This window comes from Aeromonas sp. FDAARGOS 1408 (assembly GCF_019048665.1).
In the GTDB taxonomy this organism is placed as follows: Bacteria; Pseudomonadota; Gammaproteobacteria; order Enterobacterales; family Aeromonadaceae; genus Aeromonas; species Aeromonas dhakensis.
This window is the reverse complement of record NZ_CP077394.1, coordinates 1,192,591-1,212,475: the sequence shown is the minus strand read 5'-3', so window position 1 is coordinate 1,212,475 and position 19,885 is coordinate 1,192,591. Positions and strand designations below refer to the sequence as shown.

20 protein-coding genes are annotated in these 19,885 nt (G+C 61.1%); 10 read left to right on the top strand and 10 right to left on the bottom strand.

Annotated features, from left to right (window positions below):
- The first annotated feature begins 20 nt into the window (after positions 1-20).
- Positions 21-437 (top strand): hypothetical protein, encoded by a 417-nt coding sequence (locus tag I6L38_RS05780; protein WP_017787219.1) that lies wholly within the window; start codon positions 21-23, stop codon positions 435-437.
- Here I6L38_RS05780 and I6L38_RS05775 read toward each other — a convergent pair.
- A complete protein-coding gene (locus tag I6L38_RS05775; RefSeq protein ID WP_024941371.1) occupies positions 384-923 on the bottom strand; it encodes an SCP2 domain-containing protein in 540 nt (179 codons plus the stop codon). The genes I6L38_RS05780 and I6L38_RS05775 overlap by 54 nt on opposite strands.
- 190 nt (positions 924-1,113) lie before the next feature.
- Here I6L38_RS05775 and I6L38_RS05770 point away from each other — a divergent pair, with 190 nt between their 5' ends.
- Entirely contained in the window at positions 1,114-2,109 is a 996-nt protein-coding gene (locus I6L38_RS05770) for a peptidase U32 family protein (RefSeq protein ID WP_024941370.1), read from the top strand.
- Positions 2,110-2,121: 12 nt separating this feature from the next.
- A complete protein-coding gene (locus I6L38_RS05765; protein WP_043170951.1) occupies positions 2,122-2,994 on the top strand; it encodes a U32 family peptidase in 873 nt (290 codons plus the stop codon).
- A gap of 133 nt (positions 2,995-3,127) precedes the next feature.
- On the opposite strand, the gene nlpI is transcribed toward I6L38_RS05765, so the two are convergent.
- The 7 genes from nlpI to queA all read right to left on the bottom strand — a co-directional run bounded on the left by nlpI (position 3,128) and on the right by queA (position 10,174).
- Positions 3,128-4,033: a lipoprotein NlpI gene (nlpI, locus tag I6L38_RS05760; protein ID WP_017765919.1), complete on the bottom strand. Its 906-nt coding sequence runs from the start codon at positions 4,031-4,033 to the stop codon at positions 3,128-3,130.
- A 132-nt stretch (positions 4,034-4,165) separates the two neighbouring features.
- Positions 4,166-4,534: a rhodanese-like domain-containing protein gene (locus I6L38_RS05755; protein ID WP_024941368.1), complete on the bottom strand. Its 369-nt coding sequence runs from the start codon at positions 4,532-4,534 to the stop codon at positions 4,166-4,168.
- 99 nt (positions 4,535-4,633) lie between these two features.
- Entirely contained in the window at positions 4,634-5,581 is a 948-nt protein-coding gene (gene secF / locus I6L38_RS05750; RefSeq protein WP_017780047.1) for a protein translocase subunit SecF, read from the bottom strand.
- Between the two features lie 9 nt (positions 5,582-5,590).
- A complete protein-coding gene (gene secD, locus I6L38_RS05745; protein ID WP_005299734.1) occupies positions 5,591-7,444 on the bottom strand; it encodes a protein translocase subunit SecD in 1,854 nt (617 codons plus the stop codon).
- Between the two features lie 18 nt (positions 7,445-7,462).
- Positions 7,463-7,798 (bottom strand): preprotein translocase subunit YajC, encoded by a 336-nt coding sequence (gene yajC, locus I6L38_RS05740; RefSeq protein WP_005299732.1) that lies wholly within the window; start codon positions 7,796-7,798, stop codon positions 7,463-7,465.
- A gap of 50 nt (positions 7,799-7,848) precedes the next feature.
- Positions 7,849-8,985: a tRNA guanosine(34) transglycosylase Tgt gene (gene tgt / locus I6L38_RS05735; RefSeq protein ID WP_016350389.1), complete on the bottom strand. Its 1,137-nt coding sequence runs from the start codon at positions 8,983-8,985 to the stop codon at positions 7,849-7,851.
- Positions 8,986-9,106: 121 nt separating this feature from the next.
- Complete coding sequence (gene queA, locus I6L38_RS05730) at positions 9,107-10,174, bottom strand: tRNA preQ1(34) S-adenosylmethionine ribosyltransferase-isomerase QueA (protein WP_010634307.1); 1,068 nt, start codon at positions 10,172-10,174, stop codon at positions 9,107-9,109.
- Between the two features lie 211 nt (positions 10,175-10,385).
- On the opposite strand from queA, the gene I6L38_RS05725 reads away from it, so the two are divergent.
- From I6L38_RS05725 to ahpF, 3 genes are all read left to right on the top strand, one after another.
- Positions 10,386-10,832 (top strand): CBS domain-containing protein, encoded by a 447-nt coding sequence (locus I6L38_RS05725; protein WP_216989278.1) that lies wholly within the window; start codon positions 10,386-10,388, stop codon positions 10,830-10,832.
- Positions 10,833-11,486: 654 nt separating this feature from the next.
- The gene (gene ahpC / locus I6L38_RS05720; protein WP_005299724.1) at positions 11,487-12,053 is read left to right on the top strand and encodes an alkyl hydroperoxide reductase subunit C; all 567 of its coding nucleotides are present in this window, start codon (positions 11,487-11,489) and stop codon (positions 12,051-12,053) included.
- A 125-nt stretch (positions 12,054-12,178) separates the two neighbouring features.
- Positions 12,179-13,765, top strand: a complete 1,587-nt coding sequence (gene ahpF, locus I6L38_RS05715) for an alkyl hydroperoxide reductase subunit F (RefSeq protein WP_216989277.1) — start codon at positions 12,179-12,181, stop codon at positions 13,763-13,765.
- Positions 13,766-13,828: 63 nt separating this feature from the next.
- On the opposite strand, the gene I6L38_RS05710 is transcribed toward ahpF, so the two are convergent.
- Complete coding sequence (locus I6L38_RS05710) at positions 13,829-15,121, bottom strand: MFS transporter (protein ID WP_216989276.1); 1,293 nt, start codon at positions 15,119-15,121, stop codon at positions 13,829-13,831.
- Between the two features lie 171 nt (positions 15,122-15,292).
- Here I6L38_RS05710 and I6L38_RS22585 point away from each other — a divergent pair, with 171 nt between their 5' ends.
- The 3 genes from I6L38_RS22585 (at position 15,293) to I6L38_RS05700 (ending at position 16,978) form a co-directional block, all read left to right on the top strand.
- Entirely contained in the window at positions 15,293-15,931 is a 639-nt protein-coding gene (locus I6L38_RS22585; RefSeq protein ID WP_254204190.1) for a GAF domain-containing protein, read from the top strand.
- Positions 15,904-16,623 (top strand): sensor histidine kinase, encoded by a 720-nt coding sequence (locus I6L38_RS22580; RefSeq protein ID WP_254204189.1) that lies wholly within the window; start codon positions 15,904-15,906, stop codon positions 16,621-16,623. Before I6L38_RS22585 ends, I6L38_RS22580 begins: the two co-directional genes overlap by 28 nt.
- Before the next feature lie 109 nt (positions 16,624-16,732).
- Positions 16,733-16,978, top strand: coding sequence for a hypothetical protein (locus I6L38_RS05700; protein WP_005299713.1), 246 nt, complete (start codon positions 16,733-16,735; stop codon positions 16,976-16,978).
- Positions 16,979-17,069: 91 nt separating this feature from the next.
- On the opposite strand, the gene I6L38_RS05695 is transcribed toward I6L38_RS05700, so the two are convergent.
- Positions 17,070-17,819: a class I SAM-dependent methyltransferase gene (locus I6L38_RS05695; RefSeq protein WP_216989275.1), complete on the bottom strand. Its 750-nt coding sequence runs from the start codon at positions 17,817-17,819 to the stop codon at positions 17,070-17,072.
- Positions 17,820-18,280: 461 nt separating this feature from the next.
- Here I6L38_RS05695 and I6L38_RS05690 point away from each other — a divergent pair, with 461 nt between their 5' ends.
- Complete coding sequence (locus tag I6L38_RS05690) at positions 18,281-19,822, top strand: arylsulfatase (RefSeq protein ID WP_126882065.1); 1,542 nt, start codon at positions 18,281-18,283, stop codon at positions 19,820-19,822.
- Positions 19,823-19,885 lie beyond the last annotated feature (63 nt).

Sequence of the window (19,885 nt, the reverse complement as noted above, 5' to 3'; positions counted from 1 at the left end):
GGTGAAAGAGGGGAGACCACATGTGCCCGCGCTGGCTTTATGAGAAGCTGCCGGCCTGCTATCTGCTGGCAGCCATCGGTATCATCGCACTCAGCCACTCCCCGCTGCTCTGGCTGGCGGGGGGCCTGCTGTTTGTCGCTGGGGCCGCCAGCTGGATGATGCGCTCCAGCTATCGGCGCACCGATCTGGTCATCTTCCCAAACAAGGTCTGGCTGCAGCCGGAGTGGTTCTACGAGGCCCAACCTTTCCTCTGGCTGGTGCTGGGGCTGCTGCTGTCACGCCAGCAAGGCGCCGGTGCCCTGCTGGCGCTGCTGCCCTGCCTCTGGGCCCTGCGCTGCCTGTGGGCCCGCAACCACTATCGCCATCATGCCGAGGGGCTAGCCTCACAGCTGAGACGCCACCCCACCCGCCGGCGCAGAATGCGCCTCTTGCGCTGAGCTGGCCCTGGCCTGCTCGATAAAGCTGGCGAGATCCATCAGCGGATAGCGCACCAGGCTCGGCAACCCGTCCAGATCCAGGCTGTCCATCAGGTTTTTTACCTCCAGTCCCAGCTCAGTATTTCCTTCAATCTTCAGCTTGCGCTGGAAGAAGAGGGAGTCGGGGTCTTCCTTGCGACCGGCAATCAAGATGAGATCGTTGCTGCTGCCGCTGAAGCAGACATCGGCCTGTTCACAGTGACGGGCCACCACCAGCTTGCCCTCCTGCTCGCTGATGAACCAGCAGAGCTCGAGATCCGATACCTCGACCTTGAGCCACTTGCCGGCCAGAAATGCAAAGTCGCCATCGGCGATGGCCTCCTTGAAGACGCTGGCCAGCAGGCGCTCCATCAAATGCTGTTGCAGGGCAAAGGGCACCAGCTTGAGGGGATGGCGCAAGAAGCGGGGGGCCTGTTCGACCAGGCGATGTTGCAGTTGTTTGAACACGATGAACTCCCAGTTTTTTGCGCATTCAAACACAGGGTCAGCGCCATGATCCTGTTGGAAATCAAACTTGTGCCCACTTACCTCAAGAAGGGTAAAGCCACACAAAGCTGCCTCAGGTCAAAAAGTGGAAGGACGCCGGTGAATACAATCGGGCCACTTTTTTGCATTTTTGCCCTCTCGGAGCGTACCGATGGAATTACTCTGTCCGGCAGGCAGTCTGCCGGCACTGAAAACAGCCGTGGATAACGGGGCCGATGCCGTCTATATCGGCTTCAAGGATGACACCAACGCCCGCCATTTCGCCGGGCTCAACTTTACCGACAGCAAGCTGGAGAAAGCGGTCGACTACGTGCATCAACATGGCCGCAAGCTGCACATCGCCATCAACACCTTCGCCCACCCGGGCTCCGATGCCCGCTGGCAGCAGGCGGTGGACAAGGGCGCCGCACTGGGTGCCGATGCCCTGATCATCGCCGATCTCGCCGTGCTCGATTATGCCAGCCGCCGCTACCCGGATCTGGAGCTGCACGTCTCGGTGCAGGCCAGCGCCACCAACGCCGCCGCCATCCGCTTCTACCAGCAGCACTTCAACGTCGGACGAGTGGTACTGCCTCGCGTGCTCTCCATGCACCAGGTGAAACAGCTGGCCCGCGAGACCGACGTCGGCCTCGAAGTCTTCGCCTTCGGCAGCCTCTGCATCATGGCGGAGGGGCGCTGCTACCTCTCCTCCTACATGACCGGCGAGAGCCCCAACACCGTCGGTGCCTGTTCACCGGCCAAGTTCGTGCGCTGGGAGGAGACCCCAAGCGGCCTCGAGTCTCGCCTCAACGAAGTGCTCATCGACCGTTACGGCCCGGGGGAGAACGCCGGCTACCCAACCCTGTGCAAGGGGCGCTTCGAGGTAGACGGTCAGACCTACCACGCGCTGGAGGAGCCCACCAGCCTCAACACCCTGGGCCTGTTGCCCGAGCTGTTCCAGACCGGCATCCAGTCGGTCAAGATCGAGGGGCGCCAGCGCAGCCCCGCCTACGTGGAGCAGGTGACCCGGGTCTGGCGCGCCGCCATCGACGCCTATCAGGCCAACCCCGAAGCCTATCAGGTCAAGGCCGAGTGGGATGCCCAGCTCGCCCGCGTCTCCGAGGGGAGCCAGACCACCCTCGGTGCCTATCATCGCCAGTGGCAATAAGGAGCCCTGTTCATGAAATTCTCTCTCGGCCCCCTGCTCTTCTACTGGCCCAAGGCCGACACCCATGGCTTCTATCAGGCGGCCGCCCAAAGCCAGGCCGACATCGTCTATCTGGGGGAAACCGTCTGCAGCAAGCGCCGCGAACTGAAAGCGGATGACTGGATTGCCCTCGCCCGCCAGGTGGCCAGCTCGGGCAAGCAGGCGGTGCTCTCCACCCTGGCTCTCATCTCCGCCCCCTCCGAGCTCAAGGAGGTCAAACGGCTGGTCGACAACGGCGAGCTGATGATCGAGGCCAACGATCTGGGCGCGGTCCAGCTCGCCAGCGAGGCCGGGTTGCCGTTCGTCTGCGGTCCCGCCATCAACGCCTACAACGCCGACGTGCTGCGCATGCTGCTCAAACAGGGGATGCAGCGCTGGGTGATGCCGGTGGAGCTGTCGCGCGACTGGCTGGTGCAGCTCAATCAGGATCTCGGCCGCGCCCGCCAGCAGTTCGAGGTGGAGGTGTTCGCCTACGGCCACCTGCCGCTCGCCTATTCGGCGCGCTGCTTCACCGCCCGTTCACTCGATCGGCCCAAGGACAACTGTGAACTGGCCTGCATCGACTACCCCACCGGCCGGCTCGCCAGCAGTCGCGAGGGGCAGAAGGTGTTCAACCTCAACGGCATCCAGACCCAGTCCGGTTACTGCTACAACTTGGGCAACGATCTGGCCGGCATGGAGGGTTTGGTGGATGTGGTACGGCTCTCCCCCGAGGGGTTGGATACCCTGACGATGCTGGATCGCTTCAAGGCCAACGAACGGGGTCAGGCCCCCCTGCCCCTGCAGCAGGAGCGGGACTGCAACGGCTACTGGCGCCAAATCCCCGGCATGATGCTGGCGCAGTAATTGCGCCCTTACTGGCGGGCGGGCACGGTGGTCACTCTATGCAATGGCGCCGTAAAACCTGACACCCAAACAGCAAAAAGGCCTCGCTATGAGGCCTTTTCCATATCGTTCAAAGCGGTGACAGTCAGCAAGCTCAGGATGCCTGCTTGCTGCTCTTGCCCTGGGCACTCTGGGCGCCGGGCGGCAGGGGTTTGCGCGCCATCAGCTCCAGCTCGAGCAGGGCATATCTGTGCTCGATGAAGTCATACACGTTGTTGGCCAGCGCCAGCTTGAAGTAGCTGATGGCCTCCTTGCGATTGCCCCTGGCCAGCTCGAACTTGCCGAGGTAGAAGTAGGTTTCACACAGGCGCTCGGCGAGCTCCCGGTTGTCCTTCACCCCTTTCACCACGTTGCCCATCAACTGGGTAGCGTTGAGTTCGCCGGTATAGAGACGCACCAGATCCCAGTTCCAGGCGTCGTCGTCATACTTGTTGAGCCGCTCGCGCATCCGGCTCATGGCGGCCGGCGCATTGAGCTTCTGCTCGGCCAGATAGAGCCAGATCACCCGGTAGGGATCTTCCGGCTGCGCCTCGTAGAAGCGCTTCATATCGGCCGCAGCCAGCTCGGGGCGATTGCCGTAATAGAGCGCAATACCACGGTTCAGATAGGCATAGTCATAATCGGGAGCCAGCTCGAGGGCGGAATCAAATGCCTCGTAGGCCTCGTCATAATTCTGCTGTTGCACCAGATAGACGCCGATGAAGTTGTAGGCTTCGGCGAAATCCGGCTTCTCCCGCAGGGCACGGTTGAAATCCAGCCGCGCCAGAGAGCGCAAGCCTACCCGGTCAAACACGACAGCACGCTCATAAAACAGTTCGGCCCGTTGCTCGGTGGTCAATTCCATCTCACTGAGCATCTGCCCGAGTCGCGCCAACGCCAACTCGCTCTGGTAAGAGACCTGCAGGGGGGTCGCCAATACCAGTGAAGCGGGTTGCGGCTTGGGAACTTGAGGCGTTTGAACCTGACTGCTACTGCTGCAACCCCACATGGGGAGCAGCAACAGGATACCAAGGAGGTATCCAATCCCTTTCCTGACGTTCAATGAACACTCCGACGCTTACGCTTGACCCGGCATATGGTAAAGGTCAGCCGACACTTTGTCATGTGGCTGAGCCTCTCTCCCTCAAATAAATCAGGATTCGACAGGGTATCCGGCATCACACCAGCCCCGAAAGCCACCATCCACGCTGACCACCCGGCCATAGCCCATCTTCTGCAGGTTCTCCGCCACCAGAATGGAGCGAAAACCGCCACCACAATAGAGATAGAGCTCGGTGTCGGGATCCGGATAATGGGTCTCGATATCCCGCTCGATCACCCCGCGCCCGAGGTAGGTCGCGCCCGGCAGATGGCCCCTGGCCCACTCGCTCTCTTCCCGCACGTCGACCAGGTGAAAGGTGCGCCCCTCCTCCTGCCAGCGCTTGATCTGGTGCACGTCGGTCTCCTGCACATGGGGGCGAATGGCCTCTACCAGCGCCAGAAAACGGGGATTGTGTTGCATGGCTTGCTCCTTGCCTCTTGGCCAATGGCCGTGGGTGAAACCGTCATAATGACTCACCCGGATGATAAGAGAAAGGGCGCCTCGTGGCGCCCTTGTCATTTACGGCAGGATCTCTTGCTGATCCGCCCCCTCTTTCTCCACCTGGGTCGGCAGCATGTGCTCCCGCTTGACCCCGAAGAACATGGCGAACGAGCTCGCCACATAGATGGAGGAGTAGGTACCAAACGCCACACCGATCACCATGGCCACCGAGAAGCCGTGGATCAGTGGACCGCCCTTGAGCAGCAGCGCCACCACCACCACGAAGGTCAGGCCGGAGGTGATGATGGTCCGGCTCAGGGTCTCGGTCATGGAGAGATCCAGGATGTACTCGGTATCCCCCTTGCGCACCTTGCGAAAGTTCTCCCGCAGGCGGTCGAACACTACGATGGTGTCGTTCAAGGAGTAACCCACGAGCGTCATCAAGGCCGCCAGCACGGTCAGGTCGAACTCGTACTGGAAGTAGGCGAAGACGCCCAGGGTGATCACCACGTCGTGCACCAGGGAGAGGATGCCGCCCATGGCCAGACGCCATTCGAAGCGTACCGCCACGTAGATCAGGATACAGATGATGGAGGCCAGCATGGCCAGCGCACCGTCCGTCGCCAGCTCGTCACCCACGGAGGGGCCGACGAACTCCACGCGCTTGAGCACGGCGCCCTGATCGATCACCTTGGCGGCCGCCAGCACCTCGTTGCCCTGCTGCTCCACCTTGACCCCCTCTTTCGGGGTCAGGCGCACCAGCACGTCACGGCTGGAGCCGAAGTGTTGCAGGGTCGCCCCTTCAATCTTCTGCTCGTCCAGCACCTCGTGCATCTTCTCCAGGCTCACCGACTGCTGGAAGCCCACCTCGATGGTGGTGCCGCCGGTGAAGTCCAGACCCCAGTTCAGACCCCGATCGAACAGGAAGAACAGGGAGATCACCATCAGCAGGGTAGAGAAGACCACACCCGGCTTGGCAAAGCGCATGAAGGGGATGGGCTTTTCAAAATGTAGAATCTGAAACATGTCTCTTCCTTAGATCGGCAGCTTGTCGAGGCGCCGACCACCCCAGGCCAGGTTGATGATGGCGCGGGATACCGTGATGGCGGTAAACATGGACGCACTCAGACCAATCCCCAGCGTCAGGGCGAAGCCCTTGATGGCGCCGGTACCGATACCGAACAGGATCACACAGGTGATGAGCGAGGTGATGTTGGAGTCGGCGATGGTCGAGAATGCCCGATCAAAGCCCAGGTGGATCGCCTGCTGCACGCCGCGGCCGTTGCGGATCTCTTCACGAATGCGCTCGTAGATCAGCACGTTGGCGTCCACCGCCATGCCCAGCGTCAGCACGATACCGGCGATGCCCGGCAGGGTCATGGTGGCCCCCGGGATCATCGACATGATGCCGACGATCAGCACCAGGTTCATGGAGAGGGCAATGTTGGCCACCCAACCGAAGGCACGGTAGTAGATCCCCATGAACAGCACGATCACCAGCATGGCCCAGCCGATGGCTTCCATACCGCTGTCGATGTTCTGCTGACCCAGGCTCGGGCCAATGGTGCGCTCTTCCACGATCTGGATCGGGGCGATCAGCGCACCAGCACGCAGCAGCAGCGCCAGGTTGTGGGCTTCGTTGGCGTTGTCGATGCCGGTGATGCGGAACTGGCTGCCAAGGCGCGACTGGATGGTGGCGACGTTGATCACCTCCTCCTGCTTGCGGAACTTGCGCTTGCCGTCCGGACCCGGCTGACCGACCGGCTTGTATTCGATGAATACGGTGGCCATGCCCTTACCGACGTTGTCCTTGGTAAAGTTGGCCATCTTGTTGCCACCCTGGCCATCGAGCTTGATGTTGACCTGGGGACGGCTGTATTCGTCGAAACCGGACTGGGCACCCACGATGTGGTCACCGGTCAGGATGATGCGCTTTTGCAGCACCACCGGACGACCGTTGCGATCGTTGTAGACCTTGGAGCTCGGCGGTACGCGACCGTCGGCCGCAGCCTGGATGTCGGCGGTCTCATCGACCATGTGGAATTCCAGGGTCGCGGTCGCGCCCAGGATCTCCTTGGCACGGGCGGTGTCCTGGATACCAGGCAGTTCCACCACGATGCGCTCGGCACCCTGCTGTTGTACCAGCGGCTCGGCGACACCCAGTTCGTTCACCCGGTTGCGGATGATGGTGATGTTCTGCTCGAGGGCGTACTTCTTCACCTCCTTGACCTTGGCTTCACTTAAGGAGGCCAGCAGGACGAACTCGTCCCCCTTCTGCTCGGTGGTAAAGGTGAGATCCGGGTTCTGACGACGCAGGAAGGAGACCGCCTTGCTCTGGTCGGCTTCGTCGCGGAAGACCACCTGCACCTGATCACCGACCCGGCGCACGCCGGAGTAACGGATCTTCTGGGTACGCAGCTCGGAGCGGAAATCCTGCACCATCTGCTCCTGCTGCTTGGCCAGCGCTTCGGCCATGTCCACTTCCATCAGGAAGTGCACGCCGCCACGCAGGTCCAGACCCAGCTTGAGCGGGTTGGCACCGATGGCTTCGAGCCAGGCAGGGGTGGAAGGCGCCAGGTTGAGTGCGGTAATGAAGTTGTCACCCAGCTTGTTGGCGACCAGATCGCGCGCCTTGAGCTGCTCTTCGGTGTTCTTGAAACGAATCAGAATGAAGCCGTGTTCGAACGCCGCATGCTTGACCGGGATCTTCGCCTCGTCGAGGGTCGCTTTCACCAGGTCAAGGGTATCAAGCTTGACTTCGGCACCCCGGCTGGCAGAGATCTGCAAGGCCGGGTCTTCGCCGTAAAGATTGGGGGCTGCATATAGAAAACCGATGGCGATCACCACGATCACCATCAGGTATTTCCACAGCGGATAGCGATTTAACACGCTGTGCTCCTCGGGAGATTAGAGGGACTGGATAGAACCCTTGGGCAGAACGGCAGAGACGAAATCACGCTTGATGGTGACCTGGGTCTGATCGTTCAGGGACAGCACAATGTATTCGCTGTCGGCGGAAACCTTGGCGATCTTGCCGACCAGGCCGCCGGAAGTGAGCACTTCGTCACCCTTGGAGAGGGAACTCATCAGATTGCGGTGATCCTTGGCACGCTTGGCCTGGGGACGATAGATCATGAAGTAGAAGATGAGACCGAACACGGCCAGCATGATGATCATTTCCATGCCACCACCCTGTGCCGCCGGAGCCGCGCCTTCTGCATATGCCTTGGAGATAATGCTCATTTAACAACCTCTTATTGATGTAAATTTGATAACTAGCTTATAAATCGTTGTTATTTCACGTCATTTTCAGCTAACGGAGGCACGGGCTTCCCTTGCCGACGGTAAAACTCAGTTACAAAGTCGTCTAATTTACCCTGCTCGATCGCGTCCCGCAAACCCTGCATCACACGCTGGTAATAACGCAGGTTGTGAATGGTGTTCAGACGGGCACCGAGGATCTCGTTGCACTTGTCCAGATGGTACAGATAACTGCGGGTGTAGTTCTTGCAGGTGTAGCAGTCGCAGTCCGCATCCAGGGTGCTGGTGTCCTCGCGATACTTGGCGTTGCGGATCTTGACCACCCCGTCGGTGGTGAACAGGTGACCGTTGCGGGCGTTGCGGGTCGGCATCACGCAGTCGAACATGTCGATGCCGCGGCGCACCCCTTCCACCAGATCTTCCGGCTTGCCCACCCCCATCAGGTAGCGTGGCTTGTCGGCCGGAATTTTCGGGCAGACGTGCTCGAGGATGCGATGCATGTCTTCCTTGGGCTCACCCACCGCCAGACCACCGACCGCGTAACCGTCAAAGCCGATCTCCAAGAGACCTTCCAGCGACACATCCCGCAGATCTTCGTACACGGAGCCCTGGATGATGCCGAACAGGGCGTTCTTGTTGCCGAGCGCATCGAACTTGTCGCGCGAGCGCTTGCCCCAGCGCAGGGACATCTCCATCGACTTGCGCGCCTCTTCGTAAGTGGCCGGGTACGGCGTGCACTCGTCGAAGATCATCACGATGTCGGAGCCCAGATCGTACTGGATCTCCATGGACTTCTCGGGGTCGAGGAAGATCTTCTCGCCGTTGATGGGGTGACGGAAGTGCACCCCCGCCTCGGTGATCTTGCGGATGTGCCCCAGGCTGAACACCTGGAAACCGCCGGAGTCGGTCAGGATCGGGCCCTGCCAGTTCATGAAGTCATGCAGATCGCCGTGGGCGCGCATCACTTCCTGCCCCGGGCGCAGCCAGAGGTGGAAGGTGTTGCCAAGCAGGATCTGGGCGCCAGTTTCACGTACCTCTTCCGGGGTCATCCCCTTGACGGTGCCGTAGGTGCCAACCGGCATGAAGGCCGGGGTCTGCACGGTGCCGCGCTCGAATACCAGCTGACCGCGACGGGCACGGCCGTCGGTGGTTTTCAGTTCAAATTTCATTGCTACCTCGGTTTCAGTCAGAGAAACAGTCTGACAAATAGTAGGGCCGCACCGGCCCGGTACAAGAAGCCGGCCGGGATCCTGACGATCAGGTCCTGAACGGCTTCTGAAGGGCAGCCGCTTACGCCGCTGCCCGGCGACGGGTGACAAACATGGCGTCCCCGTAGCTGAAGAAACGATACTGCTCGGCCACGGCGGCCTGGTAGGCGGCCATCACGTTGTCATAGCCGGCAAAGGCGCTGACCAGCATGATCAGGGTCGACTCGGGCAGATGGAAGTTGGTGACCATGGCATCGACCACCTGGAACTGGTAACCCGGGAAGATGAAGATGTCGGTGTCGCTGAAAAACGGCGCCAGCGGCTTGCCCTGGGCCAGGGTCACCTTGGCCGCGCTCTCGAGCGAACGTACCGAGGTGGTCCCCACCGCAATCACCCGGCCGCCGCGGGCACGGGTCGCCGCGATGGCGTCCACCACCTCCTGCGGCACTTCGGCGTATTCCGAGTGCATGTGGTGATCTTCAATCTTGTCCACCCGTACCGGCTGGAAGGTGCCCGCCCCCACGTGCAGGGTGACGAAGGCCGTTTCCACGCCCTTGGCACGAATTTTCTCCAGCAGCGGCTCGTCGAAGTGCAGGCCGGCGGTCGGCGCCGCCACGGCGCCCGGCTTCTGGTTGTAGACGGTCTGGTAGCGCTCCTTGTCGGCATCCTCGTCGGGACGATCGATATAGGGGGGCAGCGGCATGTGGCCGATGGCTTCCAGGATCTCCAGCACCGGGCGCGGATCGAGGAAGTGGATCTCGAACAGGGCGTCGTGACGGGCGCGCATCTCGGCCTCGACGGGCACGCCGTCGGCACCGGCATCCAGGATCAGGCGGGTGCCTGGCTTGGGCGACTTGGATGAGCGCACGTGCGCCAGCACGCTGTGCTCGTCCAGGATGCGCTCCACCAGCACCTCCAGCTTGCCGCCGCTGGCCTTCTGGCCAAACATGCGCGCGGGGATGACCCGGGTGTTGTTGAACACCAGCAGATCACCGGGGTTGAGCTGGTCCAGCACATCGACAAATTGACCGTGGCGCAGGGCGCCGGTTTGACCGTCGAGCTGCAGCAGACGACTGGCGGTACGCTCCGCCATCGGATAGCGGGCAATCAGCTCGTCTGGCAGATCAAAATGAAAATCGGATACTTGCATCTTTCACCTCGGGGGAATCGGCGGCTAGTCTAGTTATCCCCCTCTTGCAAGGCAACCCAAAAGACCAAAAACCCAAGAGAGACAAGGGATAGCGAGCAATTATGTGAAGCAGGGCCAGTTAAGAAACCTTTAAGGTTTTGTATTGACCCTGATCATGTTTTGCCGAAGGGGGCTGGGCTAGGGTGAAAGCAGATACACAAGGAGGCCCACCATGATGACCCTATCCGAGATCATGACTGAACACCCCTTCACCCTGGGTCCGGAAAACAGCGTCAAACAGGCGATGGACCTGATGCAGCAGGAGCGGATCCGCCATATTCCCATCGTTGACGACCACCATCATCTGCTGGGCCTGGTCACCCTCTCCGATATCCTGGCCACCCGCGAATCCAAGCTGCTGCTGATCAATCCGGAGCGGGAGGCGGAGTTCACCGACAGCGTGCAGCTCGACGAGATCATGACCCGTCAGGTGGCGAGCGTGGATCCCCATGCCGGCATCAAGGAGGCGGCCCTCTATCTGCAGCGCCACAAATATGGCTGCCTGCCGGTACTCAAAGGGCACAAGCTGGTAGGCATAGTCACCGAGTCGGACTTCATTGCCGTGGCCATCAATCTGCTGGAGCTGATGGAAGAGCAGGATCCATCTGATGACTTTTGATCTACACATCATGTAATTAAATTACAATAAAAGCGTTTTCAGCCTGAATTATCGGCATAAATGGTGAAACACTTTCATTTTGACTGAAAAATTACACCATCAACTTGCTTTGTGATCTGCATCACACTATCATGACCCCCATGCAATAGTTGCCGAGGGGGAGACGAGGGATTGTGCACCCATCCTCTTCCTCTCATTTGTCTGCAAGTTTGCACACCCCGTAGTTAGTCTTTGCTGTAAAGCTTTTGTTTATATAGCCATTCCTTGTTTGATGACCCGGCCTTGTCCTTGCGACGACGCCGGGATTTTTTTATCCGCGTTTTACCCCTCCCCTTCACTTGGCACGCTCTCGCCGCCCGTTCGCTCACCCCCGACGCCCCTCTGCGCCACGACTTGACGGCCCTCTCCCCTTGAAAAGCCGAGGTCGCGCACAGATGTTGAATCTCGACAAGGAGTTATCTCTGCATGCGGGCGATATTCATGTTAGGTACAGCAGAGGTGGTTTATCTAATAAGTCGATTTAAGTGATTCAAAATTGCGGCTTTGACCGATTAGGAAAAGCCCCTATGATGACTCCATCGAAAGTTAAACGCCTCGTCTGGCACGACTCTTCACTACCGGACGGGCACATGTACATCACCAAGGAGCAAATACATGTCTACCTACATCAACACTGAAATCAAGCCGTTCAACGCCACCGCCTACCACAATGGCAAATTCGTTCAGGTGTCTGACGCTGACCTGAAAGGCAAGTGGTCCGTGGTCTTCTTCTACCCGGCTGATTTCACCTTCGTCTGCCCGACCGAGCTGGGCGACCTGGCCGACAACTACGCCGAATTCCAGAAGCTGGGCGTCGAGATCTACGCCGTCTCCACCGACACCCACTTCACCCACAAGGCCTGGCACGACACTTCTGACACCATCCAGAAGATCCAGTACCCGATGATCGGCGACCCCACCGGCACCATCACCCGCAACTTCGGCGTGATGATCGAAGAAGCTGGTCTGGCTGACCGCGGTACCTTCGTCATCGACCCGCAGGGCATCATCCAGATCGTTGAAATCAACGCTGGCGGCATCGGCCGTGACGCCCTGGAGCTGCTGCGCAAGGTCAAGGCTGCCCAGTACGTTGCCGCTCACCCGGGTGAAGTGTGCCCGGCCAAGTGGAAAGAAGGCGACGCCACCCTGGCCCCGTCCCTGGATCTGGTAGGCAAAATCTAAGCCTCCCCGCTCTGAAGACCGGCCCGTTCAAGGGCCGGTTTTGTTTACGGACCTCTGAAAAGGCGCCGGTCTGCTTTCTGGCCTGACAAAACGCCGACCCGCATTCAACAAGAAGGAATTCGACCATGTTAGATACCAACCTCAAACAACAACTCAACGGTTACTTGCAGTACATCGTCAATCCCATCGAGATCAGCGTGTCCGGCAACGACAGCGACAAATCCGCCGAACTGCTGGCATTGGCCAGCGAGATCGCCGAGATGTCCCCCAAAATTACCCAGACCTCTGGCACCAACGCCCGCAAGCCTTCCATGAGCGTCGCGCCGAAGGGCCAGGCCCCGCGCGTTCATTTTGCCGGCATCCCCATGGGTCATGAATTCACCTCCCTGGTGCTTGCCCTGCTGCAAAGCGGCGGTCACCCCTCCAAGGCCGATGCAGCCGTGCAGGAGCAGATCAAGAATCTGAAGGGCGAGTTCCACTTCGAGACCTATATTTCGCTCTCCTGCCACAACTGCCCGGACGTGGTGCAGGCGCTCAACCTGATGGCGACCCTGAACCCCGGCATCACCCACACCATGATCGACGGCGCCCTGTTCCAGGACGAGGTCAACGAGCGTCAGATCATGGCGGTACCGAACGTCTACCTGAACGGTCAGCCGTTCAGCCAGGGCCGCATTTCGCTGGAAGAGATCGTCGCCAAGCTCGACACCGGCGCCGCCGAACGCAAGGCGCAAGAGCTGAGCGAAAAGGCCCCCTACGACGTGCTGGTTGTCGGTGGTGGCCCGGCCGGTGCCGCAGCGGCCATCTATGCCGCTCGCAAAGGCATTCGCACCGCCATCGTCGCCGAGCGTTTCGGTGGCCAGGTGATGGACACCGTCGGCATCGAGAACTTCATCTCCGTGCCCTACACCGAAGGCCCCAAGCTGGCCGCCAGCCTGGAGCAGCACGTCAAGCAGTACGGCGTGGAAGTGATCACCGAGCAGCGCGCCGCCACCATCAGCCGTGATGGCTACGTCAACGTGGATCTCGCCTCTGGCGCCACCTTGAAGAGCCGCGCAGTGATCCTGGCGACCGGTGCCCGCTGGCGCGATCTGAACGTGCCGGGCGAGCTCGAGTACCGCACCAAGGGCGTGGCTTACTGTCCGCACTGTGACGGCCCCTTCTTCAAGGGCAAGCGGGTTGCGGTGATCGGTGGCGGCAACTCTGGCATCGAGGCGGCCATCGACTTGGCCGGCATCGTCGAGCACGTCACCGTGGTGGAGTTTGCCGACACCCTGCGTGCCGACGAAGTGCTGCAGAAGAAGGCCCGCTCCATGAGCAACATCGACATCATCATGAGCGCCCGCACCACAGAAGTGATCGGTGACGGCAGCAAGGTGGTGGGCATGGATTACGAAGATCGCACCACAGGCGAGATCAAGCACCTGGCGGTGGCCGGTATCTTCGTCCAGATCGGTCTGGTGCCGAACACCGAGTTCCTGAAAGGGAGCGAAGTGGCCCTGACCCGCTTTGGCGAGATCGAGATCGACACCAAGGGCGCCACCTCCCTGCCCGGTGTCTACGCCGCAGGGGACGCCACCACAGTGCCGTTCAAGCAGATCATCATCTCCATGGGCGCAGGGGCGACCGCCGCGCTGGGGGCGTTTGATTACCTCATTCGCAACCCGGCGCCAGAAGCCGCTGCGACCAAGGCCGATGCCGTGACCGCCTGATAGCGACCAGATGGACAAAAAGCCGACTCACAGAGTCGGCTTTTTTTATCGGTGCGAAAAGGCTCAGCCGGCTTTCGACGGTTGACCCTCATCCGGCTCGGGCGTGGCATAGCTGGCGGGCACCGCCTCCCCGTCCAGATCCGTTCTCGGCTCCAGCTCCGCCGTCATGGGGGTATTGGGCGGCACCGGGATGAAGACCTGGTGCTCGGCCAAGGGGATGGGTGCCCGCTGCCGCCTGCGCCAGCCGAGATAACCCGCCAGCAGCAGACCGCAGAGGGCAAAGTAGACGAACAGCCCCTCTGGCCCGAACTGCGCCATGACAAACGGTGCCAACAGCGGTCCGGTCATGGCCCCCAGACTGTAGGCGAGCAGCAACCCCTGATTGGCCCCCAGCACCTGATCCGGGCGCAGCTCGTCACAGGCGTGGCTGAGGCTCAGGGGATAGATGGAGAAGGCCATACCCCCCAGCAGGAACACCAGGCTCCCCTCGACGGGGCCGCGCCAGGCATCCGGCAGCAACACCATCAGGATCGCGAGCAGGGTCAGCACGGCGCAGAGCAGCAGGATCACCCCCCGCCTGTCGTAGCGATCCGACATCCGGCCGATGGGGTATTGCAGGCACATGCCCCCCAGGATCACCAGCGCCATCATCTCCGCCACCTGGGAGAGGGACGAGCCGCTGTTGGTGAAATAGAGCGGTAGCAGGCCATAGATGGCCCCCAGCACCAGACCGGAGGTAAAGCTGCTGCCCATCCCCGCCGGAGTGAGCCGCACCAGCTCCAAGACGCCGACCGGCTGGGGTGCCACCATGGCCGGGGTCGCCACTCGGGAGATAGCCAGCGGGATCACCGACAGGGTCGCCGCCATGGCGCACAGGGCGAACGGGGTCAGCACCATGGGATCCACCCACTTGAGCAGCAGCTGTCCCAGCGCCAGGGAGCCGTAGAGCAGGATCATGTAGAGAGACATCAGCCGGCCCCGGTTCGCCGGGGTGCTGGAGACCAGCATCCAGGACTCCAGCACCACGAACAGGCCGCCGGTGGCAAAGCCCCCCACCAGCCGCAGCGCCGCCCAGCTGAGCGGCTCCACCACCATGCCGTGCAGCAGAAACAGAAAGCAGAGCAGGGAGGCGTAGGCCGCATAGGCCCGGATATGGCCCACCCGGATGATGAGGCGGGCGTTGACGAAGGCCCCCAGCACCAGACCGCCGAAGTAGGCGGCCGAGACCAGGCCGATGGCCTGGGCCGATACCTGCTCGGCAGAGAGGCGCACCGTCAGCAGGGTGTTGAACATGCCGTGACCCAGAATGAAGATCACCAGACTGGTCAGGGGTGAGAGGAACCTTGCGAGTGTCATGGGGTCTCCCTGGTTGGCGCAATTGTGAGCAAAACAGTCATGGTACCGTTTGCTTCCCGCTCGCTTCAACCCCGCGGGATCAGTCAACTCATGACACGCAGGGCCCGCGCCGGACAACTAGAATGGGAATACAGTCCACTCACCCCAGCCCCAGCAAACAGGAACGCCTTCATGTCTGCGAGCCTATCCAAGTACCCGATCGCCCCCGAGTTCGAGATCCCGGACTCCCTGCGTCTCTCCTGGCAGAAGACCGTCAACCTGATGGCTGAGCTGTTTCACGTGCCGGCCGGGCTCATCATGCGGGTACACCCTCGCGAGATAGAAGTGTTCATCACCAGCCAGACGCCGGACAACTGCTATCCGGCCGGGGCCCGCGAACACCTCGACTCCGGCCTCTATTGCGAACGGGTCATGGATACCCGCCAGGAGCTCCTGGTGCCCAATGCCCTCAAGGATCCCGAATGGCAGCACAATCCGGACATCAAAGTCGGCATGATCTCCTATTGCGGTCTGCCGCTCTGCTGGCCCGATGGCAGACTCTTCGGCACCATCTGCGTGCTGAGCCGGGAGGAGAACGACTACGGCGGCCTCTACCGGCAACTGCTCCTGCAGTTTCGTGATTCGGTGCAGCAGGGCATGCACACCCTCTACGACAATATTCGTCTGCAGGAGACGCAAGAAGAGCTGGAGCAACACAAGTCGCAGTTGACCCACACCCTCGACAGTCTGAAAAAACCCAGGAGGATCTCATCCACACCGAAACCCTGGCGGCGCTGGGGGCCATGGTGGCCGGCATCTCCCATGAGCTGAACACCCCCATCGGCAACGCCCTGATCGCCACCACGGCCCTGCAGGAGCAAACCCGGCAGCTGGCCGCCCAGCTGGGGGCTCAGACTATCCGTCGCACCACGCTGGAGGAGTTTGTGCACGCCAGCCAGGAGATGAGCGAGCTGGCCCTGCAGGCCATCACCCAGTCGGCCAAGCTGATCAGCAGCTTCAAGCAGGTGGCCATCGAGCAGACCTCGGAGAGCCGGCGCAGCTTCGATCTCAGGCGCCTCATCGACGACAACCTGGCCAACCTCAAGGCCGGCCCCGGGTTTGATAAGGTCGTGCTACACAATCTCATCGACGAGGAGCTGCTCTGCGACAGCTACCCGGGCCCCCTCAGCCAGGTGCTGCTCAACCTGATCCACAACGCCCTCCTCCATGGCATCGGGGATCGCCAGGATGGACGCATCGAGATCCGGGCCCATCAGGACCAACAATCCATCCACCTGGAGGTGCTGGACAACGGTCGCGGCATGGCGCCCAACGTACTGGCCCACATCTTCGATCCCTTCTTTACCACCACCCTGGGCAAGGGGGGCTCCGGACTGGGGCTCTCCATCTGCCGTCGCATCGCCACCTCGGTGCTGGGTGGCGGCCTGACGGCTCGCTCGGCGCCGGGCAAAGGCAGCTGCTTTACCCTCTCCTTTCCCCGCATCGCCCCTGGCCGCGTCTGAGAGGCAGAACTCAGCCCCTCTCGCCGAGTGAATCGAGTTGCGATGCCGGCCAACACAAGGGCGGCGGTGAGGTCTATCCTTGCAGATGTCCACCAGTGAGGTAATCAAGATGAAACCAGCCCTGTTTCTGTTAACTCTGCTCTTTACCGGCAGTGTGCTCGCCTTTCACTGTCCCGCCGACATGAAGAAGATTGACGATGCCCTGGCCAAGTCCCCGCCGCTGAGCACCGAACAACTGGCACAGGTGAAGAAACTGCGGGCCGAAGGCGAAGCGCTGCACAATGCGGGCAAGCATCAGGAATCCGTCGATACCTTGGCCAAGGCGATGGCCATGTTGGGCCTGAACAAGGGTTAGCCCGGCGGCAACCCACTGGCAGCGAGCCGATTGCACTGCCCCCTTGCGGCCCCTCGTCCACGATGCGAGGGGCCGCTTTTATCTGACCCGGCTACACCCGACCGCTGTAGAGCAGGGTGTTGTAATTGAAGGCAATCACACCGTTGACGGCGTGGCGCTCAAATTCCCGGGCAATCAGCGCCGTCAACTCGGTATGGGTCTGCGAACCGGCCACTGGGGCATAAGAGGAGGAGTTGAGCCGCCCCAGCACCCCGTCGAGATCGAACCGCTGACGGTTGGCGAAGCGCTCGAGCCGGTAATCCCCCTCGAAGAAGGCGGCAAAATCCGCCTCCCCCAGGTTGCGATGATTGACCTCCTCATAGTCCCCCGAATAGGTGCGCAGCCCCGCCTCGTAGGCCTTGAGAAACGGGGTGTCGGTCAACCGGTCGTTCCAGATGAGGGCCACTCTGCCACCTGGCTTTAGCAGCCGCCGACACTCCTGCTTGAAGGCGGGACGATCGAACCAGTGAAACGCCTGGGCCACCGTGATGAGATCCACACAGCCATCCGGCAGACCGGTGACCTCGGCCCGACCGTCAGACCAGCCGACATTGGCAACCCCGGCCAGCAACTGCTGCGCCGCCTCGCGCATCTCCTGATTCGGCTCCACTGCCCAGACCCGCGCCACCCGGGGGGACAGCAGCGCCGTCAGGATACCGGTGCCCGCTCCTATGTCGGCCACCTGGCTGGCGGGCCCCATGGCCAGTTCATCGGCCAGGAAGTCCAGCATGGCCGGCGGGTAGCCGGGGCGGTATTTCACATAAGCCTCAACGCGAGCTGAAAATCGTTCGGTATTGTCCATTCCTCTCTCCTGCCATGTCGCCACCTGATGGCGCGGCTTGCCTTGCCAGCGCCCCATACCGATGTACCTCGTGGTCATCCGGTTGCCGCGGGCACAGACCCACGCGCCCCCCCTCCTTCTGAGCAGGCGGCACATCATCTATCTGACCAGATTGACCTGTCATGGCGCCGGAATAAAGAGGCCTCTCACCCTTTCCCTGTCACGCACTGTTCGACCGCGCAGGTCTGCTCGACGACATGAGATCGCCATCACACTCTGCACACGGCACAACTGACATTCAGGTTATTAGTCGGCGGTTAAGTAATAAGCTGGGGGCTTGCCGCGTCATTCTTCGCATGAGGCCCCCGGGCTCAACGGGCCGCCGTGTCATGAATGCTCAAGTCGTTCGGCCAACGAGGTTTTTTTCTGAGCCTACACGGAGCGAAAAGATGCAACTAGGGAAAATATCGGCGGCGGTGAGCATGATCCTCTCTGCCGGCGTCATGGCAAAAACGGATAAACCGAACATAGTGGTCATCTTCGGTGACGACATCGGCTGGCAGAACGTCAGCGCCTATGGCATGGGCACCATGGGTTACACCACCCCCAACATCGACCGGATCGCCAAGGAGGGGATCAAGTTCACCGATCACTACGCCCAGCCGAGTTCGACGGCGGGCCGCGCCGCCTTCCTGACCGGCCAGTACCCCATTCGTTCCGGCATGACGACGGTGGCCATGCCAGGTGGCGCCCTGGGCCTGAAGAAAGAGTCCCCGTCTCTGGCCGAAGTGCTCAAAGCCGTCGGCTACAAGACCGGCCAGTTCGGCAAGAACCACCTGGGGGATCACAACTTTGCCCTGCCGACCGTCCACGGCTTCGACGAATTCTTTGGCAACCTCTATCACCTCAATACCCAAGAAGAACACGAGCAACGGGATTACCAGAATTTTGCCAAGCAGTATTCAGGCTCGCTCGAGGCGTACAGCAAGAAGTTCGGTACCCGCGGCGTCCTGCACTGCTATGCCACCGAGACCGAAGACAAGACGGTTGACCCGCGTTTCGGCGAAGTCGGCAAACAGAAGTGCACCGATACCGGCCCGCTGGGTCAGGAGCGGATGAAGGAGTTCGACCGCGCCGAGATGATCCCGGCCGCCCTCAAGTTCATCGACGGCTCGATCAAGGAAGACAAGCCCTTCTTCACCTGGGTCAACACCAGCCGCATGCACCTCTATACCCGTCTCAACGACAAGTGGCGCTACGCAGCCGAGCAGTACACCAGCGAATACGACTACCATGGCAGCGGCATGATGCAGCACGACAGCGACATCGGCTATCTGCTCGACGAGCTGGAAAAACGGGGGCTGAAAGAGAACACCATCGTCATCTATACCACCGACAACGGTCCGGAACACTCCTCCTGGCCTTATGGCGCCACCACGCCGTTCCGCGGCGAGAAGATGACCACCTATGAGGGGGGCGTCCGGGTGCCCATGATGGCGCGCTGGCCGGCCCAGATCCCGGCGGGTGGCGTGCTCAACGGCATCCAGGGTCACCAGGATCTCTTCACCACCCTGGCGGCGGCAGCGGGTGTCCCCGACGTCAACAAGAAGATGATGGACGAGAAGAAGCAGTACATAGATGGCGTCAACAACCTCGCCTACTGGGAAGGCAAGAGCAAGGAGTCGGCTCGCAACTCCATCTTCTACTACTTCGAGGACAAGCTCTCGGCGGTGCGAGTCGGCCCCTGGAAGTTCCACTTCGCGGTGGCCGAAAACTACTATGACAACCTCACCCCGCTCTCCAAGCCCAAGCTCTACAACCTGAGAGCCGATCCGTTCGAGAGTTACGACTCCGTCGATGCCAACGGCCACTTGTTGCAGAAGATGTCCTGGATGCTGGCACCGGTCAGCGAGATGGTCGGCGAGCACGTCAACACCCTGGTCAAGTATCCGCCGGTTCAGGGGAGTACCACCTTCGACATGGCCAAGGTCATTCAGGAAGCCATGCAGAAAACTCAGCAGTAAACCACGCGGCGGAGGGTTATCCCTCCGCCACCTTCTTCATGCGGCAGAGCTGGGCACCTCGTC

Excerpts from the sequence above, each read along its gene's own strand:
- I6L38_RS05780 (WP_017787219.1), top strand. The coding sequence starts at position 21 with ATGTGCCCGCGCTGGCTTTATGAGAAGCTGCCGGCCTGCTATCTGCTG.
- I6L38_RS05770 (WP_024941370.1), top strand. The coding sequence starts at position 1,114 with ATGGAATTACTCTGTCCGGCAGGCAGTCTGCCGGCACTGAAAACAGCC.
- I6L38_RS05765 (WP_043170951.1), top strand. The coding sequence starts at position 2,122 with ATGAAATTCTCTCTCGGCCCCCTGCTCTTCTACTGGCCCAAGGCCGAC.
- I6L38_RS05755 (WP_024941368.1), bottom strand. The coding sequence starts at position 4,534 with ATGCAACACAATCCCCGTTTTCTGGCGCTGGTAGAGGCCATTCGCCCC.
- secF (WP_017780047.1), bottom strand. The coding sequence starts at position 5,581 with ATGTTTCAGATTCTACATTTTGAAAAGCCCATCCCCTTCATGCGCTTT.
- yajC (WP_005299732.1), bottom strand. The coding sequence starts at position 7,798 with ATGAGCATTATCTCCAAGGCATATGCAGAAGGCGCGGCTCCGGCGGCA.
- tgt (WP_016350389.1), bottom strand. The coding sequence starts at position 8,985 with ATGAAATTTGAACTGAAAACCACCGACGGCCGTGCCCGTCGCGGTCAG.
- queA (WP_010634307.1), bottom strand. The coding sequence starts at position 10,174 with ATGCAAGTATCCGATTTTCATTTTGATCTGCCAGACGAGCTGATTGCC.
- I6L38_RS05725 (WP_216989278.1), top strand. The coding sequence starts at position 10,386 with ATGATGACCCTATCCGAGATCATGACTGAACACCCCTTCACCCTGGGT.
- ahpC (WP_005299724.1), top strand. The coding sequence starts at position 11,487 with ATGTCTACCTACATCAACACTGAAATCAAGCCGTTCAACGCCACCGCC.
- ahpF (WP_216989277.1), top strand. The coding sequence starts at position 12,179 with ATGTTAGATACCAACCTCAAACAACAACTCAACGGTTACTTGCAGTAC.
- I6L38_RS05710 (WP_216989276.1), bottom strand. The coding sequence starts at position 15,121 with ATGACACTCGCAAGGTTCCTCTCACCCCTGACCAGTCTGGTGATCTTC.
- I6L38_RS22585 (WP_254204190.1), top strand. The coding sequence starts at position 15,293 with ATGTCTGCGAGCCTATCCAAGTACCCGATCGCCCCCGAGTTCGAGATC.
- I6L38_RS22580 (WP_254204189.1), top strand. The coding sequence starts at position 15,904 with ATGGTGGCCGGCATCTCCCATGAGCTGAACACCCCCATCGGCAACGCC.
- I6L38_RS05700 (WP_005299713.1), top strand. The coding sequence starts at position 16,733 with ATGAAACCAGCCCTGTTTCTGTTAACTCTGCTCTTTACCGGCAGTGTG.
- I6L38_RS05695 (WP_216989275.1), bottom strand. The coding sequence starts at position 17,819 with ATGGACAATACCGAACGATTTTCAGCTCGCGTTGAGGCTTATGTGAAA.
- I6L38_RS05690 (WP_126882065.1), top strand. The coding sequence starts at position 18,281 with ATGATCCTCTCTGCCGGCGTCATGGCAAAAACGGATAAACCGAACATA.